The following is an 18783-nucleotide window of genomic DNA, read 5'->3' as shown; positions in this document are numbered from 1 at the left end:
TTCTTTTTTGGCTAGCTGTCAAAAAAAATCTGTGGAAAAGCCTGAAAATTTGATTCCTAAAGAAACAATGGTGAACGTGATTTATGATTTTGCGTTGCTTCAGGCAATTAAAAATTCACATCAGGGGATTTTAGATTCTAATAGGGTAGAACCAACGACTTATATTTATAAAAAACACAAGATTGATAGTGTTCAGTTTGTAAAAAGCAATGAATTTTATGCTTCAAATATAAAAGAATATGAGAAGATGTATGAAAGTGTAAACGCGAGATTGATCTTGAATAAAAAAGTTTCAGATTCTTTGATAAAAAAGGAAGAAGACGGCTTGAAAAAAGAAATTATAAAAAATAAGAAAAAAGTAGATACAATAAAAAGTAAAAGTAAAACAAAAAGAGATATGAAATTAATTCCGAATAGTTAAAAGGTATTTTTAACCTCGGCAATATAATTTTCAATGCTCTCAAATTCAAAATTGAGGGCATTTTTTATTTTAGAATTGTCAAAATTGCTATGTGTATGCATTGCTTTTGCGGTGGCGCGTGATAAGTTTCTTCTTCTAAAAAACAGGGTCGAAACCAACCAATCTAATTTCCAGGCGATGCTGGTCTGCCATGGCTTTAAATTAATAGAAGGTTCTTTTTTACCCAACGCTTTTGCAATCGTCCGTGATAATTTTTCATACGGAATGATTTCAGAAACAATCGTGAAACGTTCTTTACTGATATCGCTTTTCATTAAAGCAGCCATTATCTTGACCACATCATTAACGGTTGTAAAACCTGTTGCGCCTTTGGTAAAATACTTCAGTCCTTTTTTTATTCGGATAAAAACTTCACTGCTTCCGTTTTGCCAGAAACCGGTGCCGAGAATGATTCCCGGATTGACAATGATGGTTTTTAAGCCTTCTTCTTCCCCGCGCCAAACTTCCATTTCAGCGCCATATTTAGTGATGCCATAATCGCTGTGGGGTTTTTCTGGATTCCATTCTGTCTCTTCGGTGATGATCGTTTCTTGCTCCTGCAAATCTCCCAAGGCGGCTATCGAACTCACATGGCACAGTTTTTTGACATTTTTCGCCAGACAGAAATTGACAATATTGGCGGTTCCTTCAATATTCACCTTTCGCAATTGCTCTTCATCGTCGGGATTGAAAGAAATAACGGCGGCGCAGTGATAAACATAATCAATGTTTTCAAAAGCAATTTCAAGTGCTGGAATATCGCTGATGCAACCTGGAACCCAATTAATTTTATCAAATAAAAGGGGCTGGTTTTTCCAACGGAAAAGCGCTTCAGTTTTTTTGATATTTTCTTGATTTTTATAAAGTGCCCGAACTTCTTCTCCGTTTTGAAGAAGATGCAAAAGAAGATGAGAACCTACTAATCCGGTGGCGCCAGTTATTAAAATCATAAAGGCAAAAATAATACAATTAGATGATATGCGAACGAGATAATAAGAAAATTAGCGAATTTGGTAAATTTTTAGATGTTTCCAGCCCGTTTTCAAAACCTTTAAGAACAGCGACAAAGATGGGTCTGGCACTTAACAAAAATGCGAATAGTTTCTCAAATAGCCCTGATTGGCAGGAGTAGCCTTTTCTTCCGTTTACGGAGAAAAGCTACTGCAAAAAGCGGGAATTGCGACGGCTGAAAAAGCGGGAAGTTTCGCTTCAAATTCTTTAAAGCCTGCTGGTTTTAAATTAACTAATTATCAAATTGCCCAATTTTCTAATTAAAACTATCTTTGTGCAAATTATTTACAAAAAATGAAGAATCTAGTAGAAGAATTGAAGTGGCGCGGTTTGTATGCCGATAGTATGCCGGGAACGGAAGAGCAATTGCTAAAGGAAGTAACGACGGCCTATATTGGCTTTGACCCGACTGCCGATTCGCTTCATATTGGAAGTATGGTTCAGATTATTTTGTTGGTTCATTTGAAGAATTTTGGTCACAAACCAGTTGCTTTGGTGGGTGGTGCGACGGGAATGATTGGTGATCCGTCAGGAAAATCAGAAGACAGAAATTTGCTGAACGAAGAAACGTTGGCGAAGAATGTGGCGGGTTTGAAAAGCGTTCTTTCTCGCTTTTTAGATTTTGATTCGAAAGAAGCAAACGCTCCGATGCTAGTGAACAACTACGACTGGATGAAGGAATTTTCGTTTATTGATTTTGCGCGAGAAGTTGGAAAACGCATCACGGTAAATTATATGATGGCGAAAGATTCGGTAAAAAAACGTTTCAGCGGTGAAGGGGAAGGAATGTCTTTTACGGAATTCACGTACCAATTGATCCAAGGTTATGATTTTTACCATTTGTATAAAAACCACAATTGTATTTTGCAGATGGGTGGTTCGGATCAATGGGGAAATATCACGACGGGAACGGAATTGGTTCGCAGAATGGGTGGCGAAAATGCTAAAGCCTATGCTTTGACAACGCCATTGATTACAAAAGCGGACGGTTCGAAATTCGGAAAATCGGAAGGTGGAAATATTTGGTTAGATGCAGACAAGACTTCGGTGTATAAATTCTACCAATTTTGGGTGAATACAACAGATGTTGACGCTGAAAAATACATAAAAATCTTTACTTTTTTAGATAAAGAAATAATCGACGGTTTGATTGAAGAGCATAAAACGGCTCCACATTTGAGAGTGTTGCAGAGAAGATTGGCTGATGAAATTACGACTTTTGTACACTCCAAAGAAGAGTTAGAGAAAGCGATCCAAGCTTCAAATATTTTGTTCGGAAATGCCACTTCTGATGATTTGAAACAATTGGACGGAGCGACTTTTTTGGAGGTTTTTGATGGTGTTCCACAAGCGGAAATTTCGAGAGAAGATATTGAAAACGGAATTGATATTGTTTCTGTTTTAAATGAAAAATCAGGTTTCTTTAAATCAAACGGAGAAGCAAGGCGCGCTTTAACAGCTAATTCAATTTCAGTAAACAGAGAAAAAGTGAAAGAAGATTTTGTATTAACAGCAAATGATTTGATTAACAATGAATTTGTGTTGTTGCAAAGCGGAAAGAAAAATTATTTTGTTTTGAGGGTGGTTTAAAAGTTGATGAGGTTAAGGGTTTAAAAGGTATTGCGAGTAAATCTTTCCTTTTAAACTCATAAACAATTAACCTTTTAAACTTAATTACAAAACCATCAAATTACAACCTCTGATATCAGAATTATCAAAACGGCCCAATACTTCGAAAGAATTGTTGGGCTTTTTTTTGCCTAAATCTTGCGTGGCGATGAAGGAGCAAGAATTGATATTGGCTAAATCAATGACGTTGATGCCACCGGTTTTTCCGGTTTCAACGTATGACAAAGCGTCTTCGGTGTCACGGATTAAGATCTGCATCCAATTTGGACATTCAAAAACGCCATGGCCAAGAGAATAAGCTTGGGAAAGCAATTCTGTCATACCGTATTCTGAATGGATGGCGTCGACGCCAAAACCTTTGCAAAGCAAATCGTGCAATTCTTCACGGATCATTTCTTTTCGTCGGCCTTTCATACCGCCAGTTTCCATGATGATCGAATTGCCTCCTAACCCCCAAAGGGGGAATTGCGGAAGTGAAGCATCTTGTTTGCGTTCTTCAATTTTTTCGATTAAATCTAACAGCGCATACGTCACTCCAATTAAAATTACATCTTGCCCGGTTTTTTCTAATTCGATTAGCTTGTTTAAAAGTTCGTCATAATTGTTAAGGTAAAAACCGCTTTCGGGATGATTTGAAAGTTGAATTAAATCGTCTACCATATAAATCAGGGAAGAACCTTCGCGGTCTAAATAAGATGGAAGCAAAGCGAGAACAGCATAATTTTCAATGTTTCCGTAGAATTGTGAAAATGCTTTTCGATAACTTTCTTCGTATAAAGTAATGTCGGTAACCAAATGCCGTGAAGTGGTCATTCCGGTGGTTCCAGAGCTGGTAAATGTTTCTTGGATTTTTTCTTCGGAAGATAAAACGTCGTGGCTTTTAAAAAATTGAATGGGCAGAAACGGAATTTTTTGCACTGATTTCACGTCGTGTTTCTCTACTTTCAAATACTGGCAGAATTCACGATATACGACATTGTTGTCATATTGAAATCTAAAAACTTTTAAGGCAATTTTTTCAAATTGCTTTTTATTTGAAATGCTGAAAATGTCGGCTGGTGAAATCAAGGGAACTAATTTTTGGTAAAGGTATAAAATAAAAAAGCTCCAACGAATTGGAGCTTTTGAAAATATTTTGAAACTAATTATTTGATAACTAATTTTCTTGTTGCTGTTTTACCTTCTTCAGTGATTTTTACGATGTAAACACCAGCGTTAAGGTTTGAAACGTTTACAGTTTCAGTAGCAATAGTTTTTACTACTTGTTTTCCTAATACGTCAAAGATAACTACTGATTTCTCAGCATTAGCATCAGTTGTAATAGAGAATTTTCCGTTTGTTACTGGGTTTGGATAGATGCTTAAACCTGCGATAGCGTTTTCTTTAACAGAAAGTGTTGAGCCAGTTACAGTAAAGTTATCAATTCTCCAAGCGCCACCAGTTCCATAAGATGTTCCAACTGGAGCATAATCAGAAGTTGAAGGAGCGAAAATTGAAACAATTCTAAATTTAAAATTTGCATTATTATTTGCAGTAGCAGGAAGTGTTAAGCTTACTGGGTTAGCAAAATCATTAGCTAAAGCTCCATTATTGTTACTTAAAACTACCCAAGCAGTCCCATTTATTGAATATTCAAACTGTTGCCATTTAGAACCTGTGTTAGAGCTTCTTGGGTCAAAAGTAATTGAGATATTTGAATATCCAGCTGTACTTACATTAAATTGAAAACCTGCAGTTCCAGAAGCAGCTCCAGCTTCAGGAAAGGTTTTGATACTGTAAGCTTTTCCAGTAGAAGGGTTACCAGCAGGCATTGCACCACTTGTAAGATTATCTTCAACTCCACCAATTGTTGTAAATGTTCCGCTTCCAGTAGAAGGTAACATCGCTGCGGCAGGTGTAGCTCCGTCAAAATTCCATTGTGAGATTGTTGTTTGAGCACTTGCAGTGATTGCTAATACAAAAACAGATAATAAAGTGTAAAGTTTTTTCATATTCTAATTTGTTTTTTGTTATAAAAATATAGTGCAAAGATAGAAACAATTTATGTCAAGCAAAAATTATTGTGTAAATTTTAGGTTAAATCTGAAATTTTGTCAGTTTCGCAACTATTTGACAATTAGCTTTCTAGTGGCCGTTGCTTCGCCTTCCTTAATTTTTATAATGTAAACCCCTGGTGAAAGTGAAAAAACATTTAATTCTTTTGACGCTAAAGTTGCCTGTAAAACTTTTTTTCCTAAAACGTCATAAATCGCAATTTCTTTTGACAATGCTGATTTTGAAGAAATAAAAATCTTGCCATTGCTTACAGGATTTGGGTAAAAATTTAATCCTTCAATGGTGGTTTCCTGCATTTTTCCGTTAGCGGAAGTCTTTGTTTCTTGGGCAGAAAGGCTTGCAGAAAAAAAGAAGAGGAAGAAAAATATAGTATAAAAGTAATTTTTTGTCATTGCTCAGATTTGGTATTATAAATGTATAAAAATTATTTCAATTATTGTACCAAAAAAAATGCCTTTCAGAAAGAAAGGCATTTTGTCATCTATTTTTGTGAGGATTATAAACCTATTGTCCATCCAGTCGTCCAAGTTGGAACTCCAGATCCGTTTCCAGCTCCTGTTGCAGTTGCGCTTTCAGTATAAACTGCAGTTACATCAACTGCTGTTCCTGCTGTGTTTTTTCCTACTGATTTTGTAGCAATATCTTCAAATTTAACGTTAGTTGCTTTCAAGTCAGTTCCAATATATCCAATGCTTTCATCGTGTTGAATGTCAAAACCAGTTGCAAAACCTTTTAATACTACGTTGTCAAAGTTTCCTTTAGTTCCAACTCTCAATTTGATAGCTTGGTTTTCAGAACTTGCGTTAGTACCAATTAATGTAAGGTTTTTGATAGTTGGGTTTGATATTGGAGCAGCCAAGTGGTTGTTAGAGTTATTATCTGCTTCGATACCTCTGTTACTTGCGTTTGTTCTGATTCCATACCAGTTTTCACCAAGACCATTCCATCCTTCAGTCCAGTCAAACAAATCATCAGCTACATTAGTTACATCTTTGTTGGTAACAACAAGATATTTAGCATCTACAGTTCCACCGAACCATTCGAATCCGTCATCAGATCCTTCATAAACTTGTACATATTCTACTGTAGTTCCTTTACCAACTCCAAATAAAGAAAGTCCGTTAAATTCTTTTTCTGAATTGTAAGCGTATCCTGAATATTCAATTCTTAAATATTTAATTGAACCAGAATTATCATTTGCATCGGAACCACCATACGTTAAGTCAGAAACTTCAGCAGAAGCACTTGCTCCTTTGTTGATTGGTGCTTTACCACACAATACTAATCCACCCCAGGCACCTGGTTTGTTTTCAGCAGCAGTCATAATAACTGGTTGTGAAGCTGTACCTTGAACGTCAATTTTTCCTCCTTGAGAAACTGCAATATATCTAACAGACTCAAACTGATTTGGAGCTAATTCAGTAGCTTCAATTTTAACCCCTGGTTTGATGGTTAGTTTTGCATTGTTTTTTACAACAAGTTTTCCTGTAAGTTTGTAAGTTCCAGACTCAAGGATTACTTCACCTTCATTGATTTCACCTTGAAGGTTATCTCTGTTTACAACAAAAGAAGAGCCTCCTCCATTATTGTTTGAATCATTGTTGTCATCGCTAGAGCAAGATGTTGTAATAGTTGCAAGCGATAATGCTGCTAAACCGAAAATTTTTGAAACTGATTTTTTCATTACTTTTTTTGATTAGTTATGTTTATGCAAAAATGAGAACTTATGACTTATTGAACGTTAAGGTGATGTAATGTGTTTGTTATTTGTTTCTTAGCCTAACGTTATGTAAATGTTTTTAAGATGGATTAAAAATTGTAGTTCAATCCTAAACCGATATTTACTCCTCTTTTATAGCTTAATGCTTTCACATCGCCTGAAGCATTTTCTTGAACTCTTTCAAATGTTGGATTCAAAATGTTTCTTGCTCCAAAATCGATACCTAAGTTTTTGTTCAATTTTGTTTTTAAAACAAAATCAAGTGAACCAATGGCTTTATCCACCAAGTTTCCTTTTCCTTCATTACCTAAAGCATAAAGTTTGTCTGAATTGTGCGTGTAAGAAAGTGTTGCCATAATTCCTGAATCATTTTTCCATTCTTTTGAATAGGTCAAATCAGCGTTCATAACTAAATCAGAAGCTCCTGTGAATCCAGATGATGTGTCAGTTAAGTTACTGGCTTTTCTTCCCTGTGTTTCTTTGGCAATTTTTTCATTGTCAATATCTTGGTCAGTTTTCATGACAGAAGCGTTTAAACCAAATGAAAGTTTGTTTGCTAATTCTCCATCAAAGTCAAAAATATTTTTTCTTGCTTCAAATTCAGCTCCAAAAGCGTGACCTTGATCTCCGATGTTTACCCAAGAAATGTCATTGGTTGAAGAAGCGATGATTATTTCATTGATTGGGTCTTTGATATATTTTCCAAAAACGGTTACAGAGAATAGTTCATCATTTTGAGGAAACATTTCCCATTTTAAGTCAAGGTTGTAATTTTGAGAAGGATATAAAAACTCATTTCCAACTTTTGATTCCATTACATCTTCATAAATGAAATACGCACGTTCTTTAAATTGTGGCAAAGTATAGGTCTTACTTGCTGCCAATCGTAAATTTTGTTTGTCATTTACTTCGTACTTCATCACAAGACTTGGTAAAAATTCATTTCTGTTAAAAGTATTAGTTCCTCCACCAGCATCAAGTTGTGTTCTCCAGTCAACTGTTTGCTCTATTTTTTCATATCTTAAGCCAATAACTCCACTTAATTTTTCTGATAATTTATATTCAAAACTACCAATTGCAGCGTGAATTTTTTGATCACCATTATACGTTTGAGGGTTTAATCCTGCAAAAGATTGAAGTGAAAAGAACTCTCCGTTTTGATAATTTGATTGATTGAAAAAAGCATCTAAATTATTTGGATTAACAACCACTTGTTGTCCTTGGCTTGTAAGATCTGAGTTAAATTGAATGGCTTCGAAATCACGTTTTTTAAATCTTCCGTTGTATCCTAAAGTTATTTTTCCTTTTGAATCACCAGCTTCATTTTTAGCTAATTTGTAACTAACTGCCAAGTTTGCAGCCATTTCGTCTTCTTTCAAGTTTTGAAAATACCTTTGGTTGTCAGTGATCGTTCTCTCCACAAGTTTAAAATCTTGAGTGTCTCTTGTGTAGAACATTTTATTTTGAGTTCTGTCTGGCATATCACCTTTCACGGTGTTATAAGAAACTCCCCAGTCAAGGTCAATATTATCAGTAATTCTGTGATTTCCTAAAAGTTGATTAATTAAAACAGAGTTTTGCATAAAAGTACCTCTTTGAATAAGCAAGTCAGCATTTGCATTGTCATAATCACGGTCACTACCAAAATAAGTGTCTCTTGATTGATCAGAAGAGTTAACATATAAAAGGTTGTAACCAATTTTGTGATTGTTGTTTATACGATAATTGGTATTAAACATTGCGGTTGAATTCGTTGTATACGTAAAGTTTTCTTGGTGAAAATCTTTATTGAAAACGCCTTGAGCATTTATAGATCTTGTCAATCCTTCTCTGTAAGAATACCCGTTGTCAAAACTTGCTGTAGCAAAAAAGTTCAAACGCCCTTCTTCACCTATATCAAAACTTTTTCCAGCTTTAATTCCAAAGTTGCCACCAAACGGAGCTTCTTTTGTTGGATTCAAGCTGTTTTCATAATTATAAGCTCCTAATGGATTATTCGGAATTCCATAATTTACAAATCCTGATTTATTCGGACCTTGTTGTAGTAAAAAGTTATCTGATTTGCTTACAGCATTCGTGTTGATTTTTGAACCTAATGAGATTTCAAGCATCCCTTTTCCGCGGTAATCTTTTGAAACAATGTCTACATTTCCTCCAGCAAAATCGCCGTACATTTTTGCATTGTATGATTTATCAATTGAAATATATTCTACGATGTCAGTTGAAAAAAGACCTAAAGCAATATTTTTCTTTTCAGGATCATTTGATGGCATTGGCAATCCGTTCATCGATGTAGAGTTGTATCTGTCGCCAAGTCCTCTAACATACACGTTGTTGCTTCCTTCTTGTTTAGAAACTCCAGATGTTTTTGCGACAGCTGTTGCCACATCGCCAATTCCTTTTCTTGACAATTCTTGAGCTCCGATGTTTTGTTTAATTTCAACCGCTTTTTGCTGTTCCATTAAAAGAGCGGTTTCTTTTTGTCTGCTTTGGATCGATTCAATCACCACATCTTCTAAAGTCACGCTTCCAGAAGTCAAGGTCTTGTTGATTGTTCTTTTCTCTCCGGCAGCAATCGTGATTCTTTCTTCTTGTGATTCATATCCAAGGAAGCCATAAACCAAAACATACGTTCCCGGATTTACTTCAAGTGCATACTTTCCGTCAATATCTGTTTGGGCGGCGTTGGTGGTTCCTTTGACAGTTACTGTTGCAAAAGGAAGTGTTTCGTTATTCAAGTCCTTATCTGTGATGACTCCAGAAATTGTACCTTTGCTTTGGGCAAATCCAAGGGTGCTAAGCAATAAGGTGATGAATAAAAGTTTAATTTTCATGTTGTTGTGTTCTTTAATTTTGTGCAAAGAAACATCTGTTCTGTAAAGGTGGTGTTACTCACTTGTTACTATTTAGTTGCTTGAAGTTTACTAAATTGTTATCAGATTAAATTATCGTTAACACATATAATCGTTTTGTTTTATATTTACATTTACAACCGCTAAACGCATAACTTTTCCCTTATTATGAAAAAGAAAGACATTAAGATTTTATTGGTTGACGATGAGCAAGACATCCTCGAAATTGTAGGTTATAATTTGACGCAAGAAGGATATCAGATTTCTACAGCCAGTAACGGTAAAGAAGCTGTTTTAATGGCCAAAAAAGAATTGCCACACTTGATTATTATGGACGTAATGATGCCTGAAATGGACGGAATGGAAGCGTGCGAAAACATCAGGAAAATACCAGAATTGAGCAATGTCATCATCACTTTTCTAACAGCAAGAAGCGAAGATTATTCTCAGGTGGCCGGTTTTGATGCAGGAGCGGACGATTATATTACCAAACCCATCAAGCCAAAATTGCTTGTGAGCAAAGTAAAAGCATTGTTAAGAAGGCTGAAAGAAGAAGAGCAAAATTCAGAGACTTTGAATGTGGGCGGTATTGAAGTAAATCGTGAAGAATATAAGATTGTCCAAGACGGAAAAGAGATCATTCTTCCAAGAAAAGAATTTGAATTGTTCTACTTATTGGCTTCAAAACCAGGAAAAGTTTTCAAAAGAGAAGAGATTTTAGATAAAGTTTGGGGTAACGAAGTGATCGTGGGTGGCAGGACTATTGACGTTCATATCAGAAAATTAAGAGAAAAAATAGGAGAAGAATTGTTTAAAACCATAAAAGGTGTTGGTTATAAATTAGAAGTTTAATGTCTGTAAGTTTCAAGAAAACATATCGTTTTGCGGTAAAATCATCGCTTTATATTACCTTTTTTGCCACCGGATTAGTAGGTGGCTTAACCAGCCTTTTCTTTACGTTTTCCTGGAAATTTTGCCTTATTTTTGGTATTTCTATTGCCGTTTTTTCGTTCTTCGTATTGCAATACCGCGTCGAAAGATTTATTTACAGGAGAGTAAAAAAAATATACGACGATGTTTCGCTCCTGGAATCTACTAACTTCAGGTCACAGCCTATCACCACTGATATGGCGACGCTGACCAAGCAGGTGAAAAAATTTGCTACCGATAAAAAACTCGAAATCGAAACATTAAAAGTTCGTGAAGAATACCGAAGAGAATTCCTCGGAAACGTTTCCCACGAATTAAAAACCCCGCTTTTTACCGTTCAAGGCTATCTTTCAACGCTTTTAGATGGCGGGATGAAAGACAAGACAATTCGAAAAAAATATTTGCAGAGAGCCGAAAAAGGCGTGGAAAGATTGATTATCATTGTTCAAGATTTGGATATGATTACAAAATTAGAAGCGGGCGAATTGAATTTGGTCAACTCTCGATTTGATATTTTAGAAGTAATCCAAAATGTTTTCGATTTGCTTGAAATGAATGCTTCTGAAAAAAACATTATGCTGATGTTTGACATCAAATACCTGAAGCCAATCTATGTTTACGGCGATAAAGAAAAAATACAGCAGGTGGTCACCAATCTGGTGGTAAACTCTATAAAATACGGCAAGGAAGACGGAACTACCGAAATCAGCGTGGAAGATTTGGTCAACAACAAAGTCATCGTGAGAGTGATGGACAATGGCAGTGGCATCGAAAAACACCACATTTCAAGACTTTTTGAACGTTTTTACCGTATTGACAAAAGTGGCGCCAGAAGTGAAGGCGGTTCTGGTTTGGGCCTTTCGATCGTGAAGCATATTATTGAAGCCCACGATGAAAAGCTGTATGTGGAAAGCAAGGTAGGCAAAGGTTCAGAGTTTTCATTTACTCTCGAAAAGACAAAATAATTTGTTCCACGTAATGTCGGTTCCAAAGTTTTTTAACCCTTTATAGCTATCGATTTGGCTGAGTTTTTCAATCTTAAAATCATTTTGTTTTGAAAACGGAACCAATCCTTCTTTCTGTAGTTTTTTAGCCAAATATTCTTGCTCATATTGCCCAGGCGTTGGAATAAAAAAAGCTTTTTTGCCCAATTGTGCCAAATCCATGATCGTCGTGTAACCCGAACGGCAAAGCACCATTTCACTTTCATTAAAAGCAGTTTCTAATTCGTCGGTAGTCATAAAATTATAATATTTTACGTTTCCGATTTCTTCTGTTTTTTGCTCATTTTCAATTTTTCCTTTGATGAAAATTACGTTGCCGTCGTACAAAGGCATTTCTTTTTTTAATTTTTCCTCAAGCATCCCGCGTTGCGGTTCTGGACCAGAAAGAACCACCATCAAATCAAACTTTTTGTCCACATTTCTTTTGTGCAATCGGCTCAACGGGCCAATGTATTGTATGTTTTTATCCGGGTTTTCAAGATGACCTAATTTTCCGGTAAGATTTGGTTTTGTTTCCACATCAGGAACCCAGCACTGGCTGAATTTTTTAATGATCTGCTGGTGCATTTTGCTCGAAATCCAAGTGGTATTTCCGGTCAAAACGTTTAGTTGGTGCGTGATAAAGACTGACGGAATTTTCTTGGAACGTACGCCAAGACGATTGTCAGAAATAATGCCGTCTAACTTTAATTCTTTAACCCATTTTTTGATGATTTTCTTTTCGTCATAAATGGCTTCGAGCATTTTTGGCGCATTCAAAAGCATTTTCCATTTAAAGAAAGCGCCGTTTTTGGCATATTCAATTTGATAAGAAGGAAGTTCCAGCGATTTTAAATGCGGAAATTCTTTTTGAAGCATTTGCAATGCCACTCCGTCAGAAGCAATTATCGGGTTATAGCCGTTGTTTTGTAAAGCTTCTATGATGGGAATGCAACGTGTGGCATGGCCCAATCCCCAATTTAAAGGCGAGACAAGAATATTTTTTTTGATGGTTTCCAAATTTGGGATGCTTTTGTGGGTTTAAAAATAGTTTAAAAGTTTGGTTTTTGACTGCGGACTTCGGCAATGTGAGTACTGAAGCTTGAAAATAAGCGACGGCGTTTTTCAAATAACCACGATGGTGGTGACTATCTTTTTTTTTATTTTCAGAAAAAAAGATAGTGCCAACCAGCGGGAATTGCCTTTGCTGATGCCAAACTGTCGATTCGTTCTTAAATAAAAGAACATCTTCGAAGATAAATGTATTTCAGTTGTAACATATTTCCTTAATTTTACCAAAATTTTAAATTTAGCCGTGGGAAGTAAAAATAAGTTAAAGCGATTTAAGGAAAACGCGACATTTGAGAACGTTTTTCAGCCAACGAGAGAAGAAGTGGTGGGAGGAGAATTTCCGTTAAGAGGAAAATGGAATAGTGAATTTTTCAAAAATGAGAATCCAGTTATTTTAGAATTGGGTTGTGGAAAAGGCGAATATTCTGTTGGTTTGGCAGAAAAATATCCGAACAAAAACTTTGTGGGTATTGATATTAAGGGAGCTCGTTTTTGGCGTGGTGCCAAGACTGCTGTGGAAGATGGCCTGCATAATGTGGCGTTTGTGAGAACCCAGATTGAGCTGATCAACCATATTTTTGCAGAAAATGAAGTAGACGAAATTTGGATTACTTTTCCGGATCCGCAGATCAAATACAAAAGAACGAAACACAGAATGACCAATTCTGAATTCTTGCAGTTGTATAAAAAAATCTTGAAGCCAGACGGCGTGATGAACTTAAAAACCGACAGCGAATTTATGCACGGGTACACGCTTGGATTGCTTCACGGTGAAGGCCACGAGGTTTTATATGCGAATCATAACGTATATAAAAACGAAGGAAGTCCGGAAGAAGTGACGAGCATTCAGACGTTTTATGAGAAACAATATTTGGAAATTAACAAGTCAATTACGTATATTAGGTTTAAAATTAAATAAGTATGTCGATTTTTGTGGCGCTTTTGTGGGGTCTTTTATGTTCAGTTGTCGGAATTTCGTTGCCCGGATTGCTTAATCTTACGGCTGCAAAAACAAGTATTCGAGATGGGCGTTCAAGAGCCCTGATTTTTTCGGCAGGCGCCACAGTTGTCATTTTTATCCAGGCGTATATTTCAGTCGCTTTTGCAAAGTTGATCAGCAACAGTGGTGATCTCTTAAAACTGATTCAAGAAATCGGGTTGGGAGCTTTTGCGTTGCTGACCATTTATTTTTTCTTTTTTGCCAAAAAGCCAAAAGTGATACAAGAAGATAATACGGTGCGAACCAAAGTGGGGCGTTTCTTTTTAGGGATGTTGCTTTCGGCGCTTAATTTTTTCCCGATTCCGTTTTTTGTTTTGGTCAGCGTTTCATTGGCCAATAATGAACTGATGGTCTTTTCGCCCTTGACCAATTTGTTTTTTGTTCTGGGCGTAATCATTGGTTCGTTTTCTGTTTTCTATCTTTATATTGTTTTTTTTCAAAGAATCCAGCACAAAACCGAATGGCTGATGCGAAACATGAATTACTTTTTAGGCTCGGTCACTGGACTTGTTGCGATTATCAATTTGATTAAGATACTTCGGGAATAGTTCGACACGAATCCTTTTCATTATAATTTGTTTAATTCGTATCCAAAATAGATGAAAGAAGAAAATTTTTTCCAAAGAGGGTATGAAGTCGCAAGGCAGATTCCATGTGGGAAAGTCACTTCGTATGGAGCGATTGCCAATTTTTTAGGTTCTCGCGGTTCGGCCAGAATGGTCGGTTGGGCAATGAATGCGTCAACTAATAAGGAAGATGTTCCGGCACACAGAGTGGTGAATCGAAAAGGTCTTTTGAGCGGAAAGCATCATTTTGGCGGGACCAATTTAATGCAACAGCTTCTAGAAAGTGAAGGGATTCCTGTAGAAGAGAATCAGATTATAGATTTTGAAAAGCATTTTTGGGAACCAGGGGAATTTTTAAACCCAGAATTATATTAGAAAAAAGTTGGGTTTCTGTTATCAAGCCATAAACTTTTTCAATCTATTAACTTTACATTACCAAGTTTTCATCCTATCTTTGCAATTTAAAATCAGTCTAATTTAAAGGCTTGAAAAAGAGAGTTATACAAAAATGAAAATAGATAGAAAAGAAGTTTTAAAAGCATTGGAAACGATTACCATTGCTGGCGAAGGAAAAAATATGGTTGAAAGTGGCGCAGTCCAAAACGTTTTAACCTTCGGTGATGAAGTGATTGTTGAGGTTACGCTTGCAACACCGGCGCTTCACATTAAAAAACGTGCTGAAGCGGATATTATCGCAACAATTCAAGAAAAAATTTCGGCTGATGCGAAAGTGAAAGTCAATATCAAGATTGAAACTCCTGAAAAACCATCAGAAATAAAAGGAAAATCAATTCCTGGAATTAAAAATATTATTGCCGTTGCTTCTGGAAAAGGAGGAGTTGGCAAATCTACAACTACTGCAAATCTTGCGGTAACTTTAGCAAGAATGGGCTTCAGCGTCGGGATTTTAGATGCTGATATTTATGGTCCGTCCATGCCTATTATGTTTGACGTTGAAACAGAAAAACCAATTTCTGTTGTGGTCGACGGAAAATCAAAAATGAAACCAATCGAAAGTTACGAAGTGAAAATCCTTTCCATAGGATTTTTTACGGCGCCAAGCCAAGCCGTAATCTGGAGAGGGCCAATGGCTTCAAAAGCATTAAACCAAATGATTTTTGACGCAGATTGGGGTGAATTAGACTTTATGTTAATCGATTTGCCACCAGGAACCGGAGACATCCACTTGTCAATCGTTCAATCATTGCCAATTACCGGAGCCGTTATCGTGAGCACGCCACAAGCAGTTGCTCTTGCTGACGCTAAAAAAGGGGTGGCGATGTTCCAGTCAGACAGCATCAAGGTTCCTGTTTTAGGAATCATCGAAAATATGGCTTATTTTACGCCAGAAGAATTACCAGAAAATAAATATTACATCTTCGGAAAAGAAGGCGCCAAAAATCTTGCAGAAGATTTAGAAGTTCCGTTCTTGGGAGAAATACCAATCGTTCAGTCGATTCGCGAAGCAGGTGATTACGGCCGTCCGGCAGCGTTGCAGACAGGATCTCCGTTAGAAAAAGTTTTCGAAGAAATCGCAAGAAACGTAGTTCAAGAAACCGTAAGCAGAAACGAGAACCTTCCGCCTTCAGAAGCTGTGAAAATCACAACAATGGCCGGATGTTCAGCAGTTAAAAAATAAGACTTCTTAGAATTCTTAGGCTAAATCTAAAAGTCTAAGGCGACTGAAGAGCTAAAAAATTTAGAAAAATGACATCAGAAGAAATTAAATTAAACGTAGAAAAAGCATTGGATGAAATTCGTCCTTTTCTTGAGTCTGACGGAGGCAATATTTCGCTAATCGATATCGAGGATGACAAACACGTGAAAGTGCGTCTTGAAGGCGCTTGTATTTCGTGCAGTGTCAACCAGATGACGTTGAAAGCCGGGGTGGAAACTACCATAAAAAAATACGTACCGCAAATCGAAACGGTCATAAACATAGCTTAATTGGCTATGGAGTTTTTGGGCGTGACCGATTAAAAAAGCCTGTCGGCATTTTTAATCGGTCGTGCTTTTCGCTCCCAATCTTTTATTTTTTTCAACCTGAAATAAATTCAGGTTCTAAAAAAAAATAAAAGGATTTCCGCTCCAATCACTCACGCAAACTTCAGTTTAAAACAGAAATTTTTCTGAGTAAATGACATTTGTCATAAAAAAGCTTGACGGTTTCTCAGAACTTTGTGCCTTAGAAACTCAGAACCTTTGAATCTTAAAAAAAATGATTGAAACAGATATATTAATTATCGGTGCAGGTCCCACAGGGCTTTTCACTGTTTTTGAAGCAGGACTTTTAAAATTAAAATGCCACATTATCGACGCTTTGCCTCAACCCGGAGGCCAATTGTCAGAATTGTATCCTAAGAAACCCATCTTTGATATTCCAGGATATCCATCGGTTTTGGCAGGAGATCTAGTCGATAATTTGATGGACCAAATCAAACAGTTCCAACCCGGATTTACGTTAAACGAAAAAGCCGAAACAATTGAAAAATTAGAAGACGGAAGTTTTATCGTGACCACTGACAAAGGCACAAAACACGCTTGCAAAGCGGTTGCCATTGCTGGAGGCTTGGGAAGTTTTGAACCAAGAAAACCGTTGATTGAAGACATAGAGTTCTACGAAGAAAAAGGCGTGGAATATTTTGTAAAAAATCCAGAATTGTTCCGTAATAAAAAAATCGTGATTGCGGGCGGTGGCGATTCTGCTTTAGACTGGAGTATTTTCCTTTCCAATGTTGCTTCAGAAGTTACATTGATCCACAGAAGAAATGAATTCCGTGGCGCTTTAGACTCTGTTGAAAAAGTACAAGAATTAAAACACGCTGGAAAAATCAACCTGATTACTCCTGCAGAAGTGGTTGGCTTGAACGGTGCGGAACATTTAGATTCAATCGATATTGAAGAAAATGGAGCGCACAGAAACATCAAAACCGATTATTTCATTCCGCTTTTCGGATTGTCTCCAAAATTAGGAGCTATTGCCAATTGGGGATTAGAAATTGAAAAAAATGCCATCAAAGTTAATAATGCTCTAGATTACCAAACTAACATCGAAGGGATTTATGCCATCGGTGACGTAAACACCTATCCTGGAAAATTAAAATTGATTCTTTGTGGTTTTCACGAAGCGACCTTAATGTGCCAAAGTGTTTATAACAGATTGAATCCAGGCAAAAAATATGTCTTGAAATACACGACGGTTTCCGGTGTTGACGGCTTCGACGGAACTAGAAAAGAAGCAGAAAAAGCAGTTGTAAAATCAATTGATTAATTTATGGCTCAAGACGTTACTATAAAAATTATCGACAGGGAAGGTGTTTCTCATGAAGTTCAGGCGCCAACAGATATGAATATGAACATTATGGAGTTGGTTCGTGCGTATGAACTTGCTCCCGAAGGAACAATTGGTGTTTGTGGCGGTATGGCGATGTGCGCTTCTTGCCAATGTTATGTTTTAAATGAAGTTGCCCTGCCAGAAATGGGCGACGACGAAGAAGCCATGTTATCTGAAGCTTTCTTTGTGAAAGACAACAGCCGTTTGGGTTGCCAAATTCATATTACCGAAGAATTAGAAGGTCTGGAGTTGCAATTAGCTCCAGAATATTAAAATTAAAAAAGCCTAGTATTGTTGAAATACTAGGCTTTTTTAATTATGCCAATTCAGGTTTCATTTCTATCAATTCTTCAATAGCGTTCCAAAGGCCGATTCGTTTTTCTAACGCTTGGATCGAAATGTTTTTTACTTCGTCCCAGCGATTTTCATCATCACCGCACAGCTCTTCAATCATTTTCATGGCCATCGGTCCGTGTTCGTCGGCATCCAGTTCAATGTGTCTTTCAAAATAATAAATCAATTTTGACAAGTCAACATCAGGAAAGTTTTTTTGAAAAGCCAGTAAAATTTCAGTAAACATCAACGGAATCAGATCTTCTCTTCCGAAGGTAAAAGCGGCAGCGATTTCGTGCGGTTTTCCTTCGTCAATGACTCTAAAGGTAAAATCTAAAAATTCCTTGATATTGGAATGCAGGTCGCTTTGTTTGATCGAAACAAAAATATTTTGGGTACTGATAACATTTCTAAGAAACTCTTCAATTGAAAAAGTATTCGCCCCGCAATTTTTCATGGCGTCGATGTACATTTCAAAATGGCTTTGTCGTCCTCCGTCAAGATTCAAATCGGTTTCTTCGGCTAAAACAATTTCATTTATCAAATAACGGATTTCAGGGTTTCCGACGGGAAGCCAAGGCGTGGTAGTCGAAGTTAGCTTGAATTGAAGTGCTTTCAACAGCGACATAAAATCCCAAACGGCATATACGTGACTTTCTAAAAAACGGTGCAGATCATCTAAATTTTGAACTTTTTTATAGAGCGGATGATTTAATAAAATATCTTTTTGGGGCTGTATGCTGGCGTTAACTGTTTGAATATTCATAAATAGGGGTTTGTGCAAATGTAAAAAAGCTTCCCTTGATAGAGAAGCTTTTTTGGTATTTTAAGATTTGTTT

At 36.6% G+C, this 18783-nt stretch carries 20 protein-coding genes; 12 read left to right on the top strand and 8 right to left on the bottom strand.

What is annotated here, in order from left to right; translation table 11 throughout:
• Positions 1-31 precede the first annotated feature (31 nt).
• Positions 32-421: a DUF4296 domain-containing protein gene (locus tag EG849_RS03095; RefSeq protein WP_158611910.1), complete on the top strand. Its 390-nt coding sequence runs from the start codon at positions 32-34 to the stop codon at positions 419-421.
• Here EG849_RS03095 and EG849_RS03090 read toward each other — a convergent pair.
• Entirely contained in the window at positions 418-1410 is a 993-nt protein-coding gene (locus EG849_RS03090) for an NAD-dependent epimerase/dehydratase family protein (RefSeq protein ID WP_125011615.1), read from the bottom strand. The genes EG849_RS03095 and EG849_RS03090 overlap by 4 nt on opposite strands.
• Before the next feature lie 169 nt (positions 1411-1579).
• On the opposite strand from EG849_RS03090, the gene EG849_RS15560 reads away from it, so the two are divergent.
• Entirely contained in the window at positions 1580-1735 is a 156-nt protein-coding gene (locus EG849_RS15560; RefSeq protein WP_158611909.1) for a hypothetical protein, read from the top strand.
• 30 nt (positions 1736-1765) lie between these two features.
• Positions 1766-3061 carry a tyrosine--tRNA ligase gene (gene tyrS, locus EG849_RS03085; protein ID WP_125011614.1) on the top strand — a complete coding sequence of 432 codons (1296 nt, stop codon included), beginning with the start codon at positions 1766-1768 and terminating at the stop codon, positions 3059-3061.
• 84 nt (positions 3062-3145) lie between these two features.
• Here the strand turns inward: tyrS and EG849_RS03080 are convergent, their stop codons facing one another.
• The 5 genes from EG849_RS03080 to EG849_RS03060 all read right to left on the bottom strand — a co-directional run bounded on the left by EG849_RS03080 (position 3146) and on the right by EG849_RS03060 (position 9709).
• Positions 3146-4168 (bottom strand): LuxE/PaaK family acyltransferase, encoded by a 1023-nt coding sequence (locus EG849_RS03080; protein ID WP_125011613.1) that lies wholly within the window; start codon positions 4166-4168, stop codon positions 3146-3148.
• Positions 4169-4245: 77 nt separating this feature from the next.
• A complete protein-coding gene (locus tag EG849_RS03075) occupies positions 4246-5091 on the bottom strand; it encodes a T9SS type A sorting domain-containing protein (protein ID WP_233581741.1) in 846 nt (281 codons plus the stop codon).
• A gap of 114 nt (positions 5092-5205) precedes the next feature.
• On the bottom strand, positions 5206-5547 hold the full coding sequence (locus EG849_RS03070; protein WP_125011612.1) for a T9SS type A sorting domain-containing protein: 342 nt from the start codon (positions 5545-5547) through the stop codon (positions 5206-5208).
• Positions 5548-5651: 104 nt separating this feature from the next.
• The gene (locus EG849_RS03065) at positions 5652-6839 is read right to left on the bottom strand and encodes a hypothetical protein (RefSeq protein ID WP_125011611.1); all 1188 of its coding nucleotides are present in this window, start codon (positions 6837-6839) and stop codon (positions 5652-5654) included.
• 125 nt (positions 6840-6964) lie between these two features.
• Complete coding sequence (locus tag EG849_RS03060; RefSeq protein ID WP_125011610.1) at positions 6965-9709, bottom strand: TonB-dependent receptor; 2745 nt, start codon at positions 9707-9709, stop codon at positions 6965-6967.
• A gap of 186 nt (positions 9710-9895) precedes the next feature.
• Here EG849_RS03060 and EG849_RS03055 point away from each other — a divergent pair, with 186 nt between their 5' ends.
• Both EG849_RS03055 and EG849_RS03050 read left to right on the top strand, forming a co-directional pair.
• The gene (locus EG849_RS03055; protein ID WP_125011609.1) at positions 9896-10579 is read left to right on the top strand and encodes a response regulator transcription factor; all 684 of its coding nucleotides are present in this window, start codon (positions 9896-9898) and stop codon (positions 10577-10579) included.
• Positions 10579-11622, top strand: coding sequence for a sensor histidine kinase (locus EG849_RS03050; RefSeq protein WP_125011608.1), 1044 nt, complete (start codon positions 10579-10581; stop codon positions 11620-11622). Before EG849_RS03055 ends, EG849_RS03050 begins: the two co-directional genes overlap by 1 nt.
• On the opposite strand, the gene EG849_RS03045 is transcribed toward EG849_RS03050, so the two are convergent.
• Positions 11596-12651 carry a glycosyltransferase gene (locus EG849_RS03045; protein ID WP_125011665.1) on the bottom strand — a complete coding sequence of 352 codons (1056 nt, stop codon included), beginning with the start codon at positions 12649-12651 and terminating at the stop codon, positions 11596-11598. The two genes, EG849_RS03050 and EG849_RS03045, sit on opposite strands and share 27 nt — an antisense overlap.
• A gap of 304 nt (positions 12652-12955) precedes the next feature.
• Here EG849_RS03045 and trmB point away from each other — a divergent pair, with 304 nt between their 5' ends.
• The 7 genes from trmB (at position 12956) to EG849_RS03010 (ending at position 17884) form a co-directional block, all read left to right on the top strand.
• Entirely contained in the window at positions 12956-13630 is a 675-nt protein-coding gene (gene trmB / locus EG849_RS03040; protein WP_125011607.1) for a tRNA (guanosine(46)-N7)-methyltransferase TrmB, read from the top strand.
• Positions 13631-13632: 2 nt separating this feature from the next.
• Complete coding sequence (locus EG849_RS03035) at positions 13633-14259, top strand: LysE family transporter (protein WP_125011606.1); 627 nt, start codon at positions 13633-13635, stop codon at positions 14257-14259.
• 51 nt (positions 14260-14310) lie between these two features.
• On the top strand, positions 14311-14652 hold the full coding sequence (locus EG849_RS03030; RefSeq protein WP_125011605.1) for an MGMT family protein: 342 nt from the start codon (positions 14311-14313) through the stop codon (positions 14650-14652).
• Between the two features lie 133 nt (positions 14653-14785).
• Positions 14786-15916, top strand: coding sequence for an Mrp/NBP35 family ATP-binding protein (locus EG849_RS03025; RefSeq protein WP_125011604.1), 1131 nt, complete (start codon positions 14786-14788; stop codon positions 15914-15916).
• A gap of 68 nt (positions 15917-15984) precedes the next feature.
• The gene (locus EG849_RS03020; protein ID WP_125011603.1) at positions 15985-16224 is read left to right on the top strand and encodes a NifU family protein; all 240 of its coding nucleotides are present in this window, start codon (positions 15985-15987) and stop codon (positions 16222-16224) included.
• A 271-nt stretch (positions 16225-16495) separates the two neighbouring features.
• Entirely contained in the window at positions 16496-17548 is a 1053-nt protein-coding gene (locus EG849_RS03015; RefSeq protein ID WP_125011602.1) for an NAD(P)/FAD-dependent oxidoreductase, read from the top strand.
• Between the two features lie 3 nt (positions 17549-17551).
• A complete protein-coding gene (locus tag EG849_RS03010; protein WP_125011601.1) occupies positions 17552-17884 on the top strand; it encodes a 2Fe-2S iron-sulfur cluster-binding family protein in 333 nt (110 codons plus the stop codon).
• A 43-nt stretch (positions 17885-17927) separates the two neighbouring features.
• Here EG849_RS03010 and EG849_RS03005 read toward each other — a convergent pair whose 3' ends face one another.
• Positions 17928-18710, bottom strand: a complete 783-nt coding sequence (locus tag EG849_RS03005; RefSeq protein ID WP_125011600.1) for a DUF3050 domain-containing protein — start codon at positions 18708-18710, stop codon at positions 17928-17930.
• Positions 18711-18783 lie beyond the last annotated feature (73 nt).

Source organism: Flavobacterium macacae (assembly GCF_003865365.1).
GTDB classification, from domain to species: Bacteria; Bacteroidota; Bacteroidia; order Flavobacteriales; family Flavobacteriaceae; genus Flavobacterium; species Flavobacterium macacae.
Note: the sequence above shows the minus strand (reverse complement) of the source record. Positions and strands in the feature narration are given on the sequence as shown.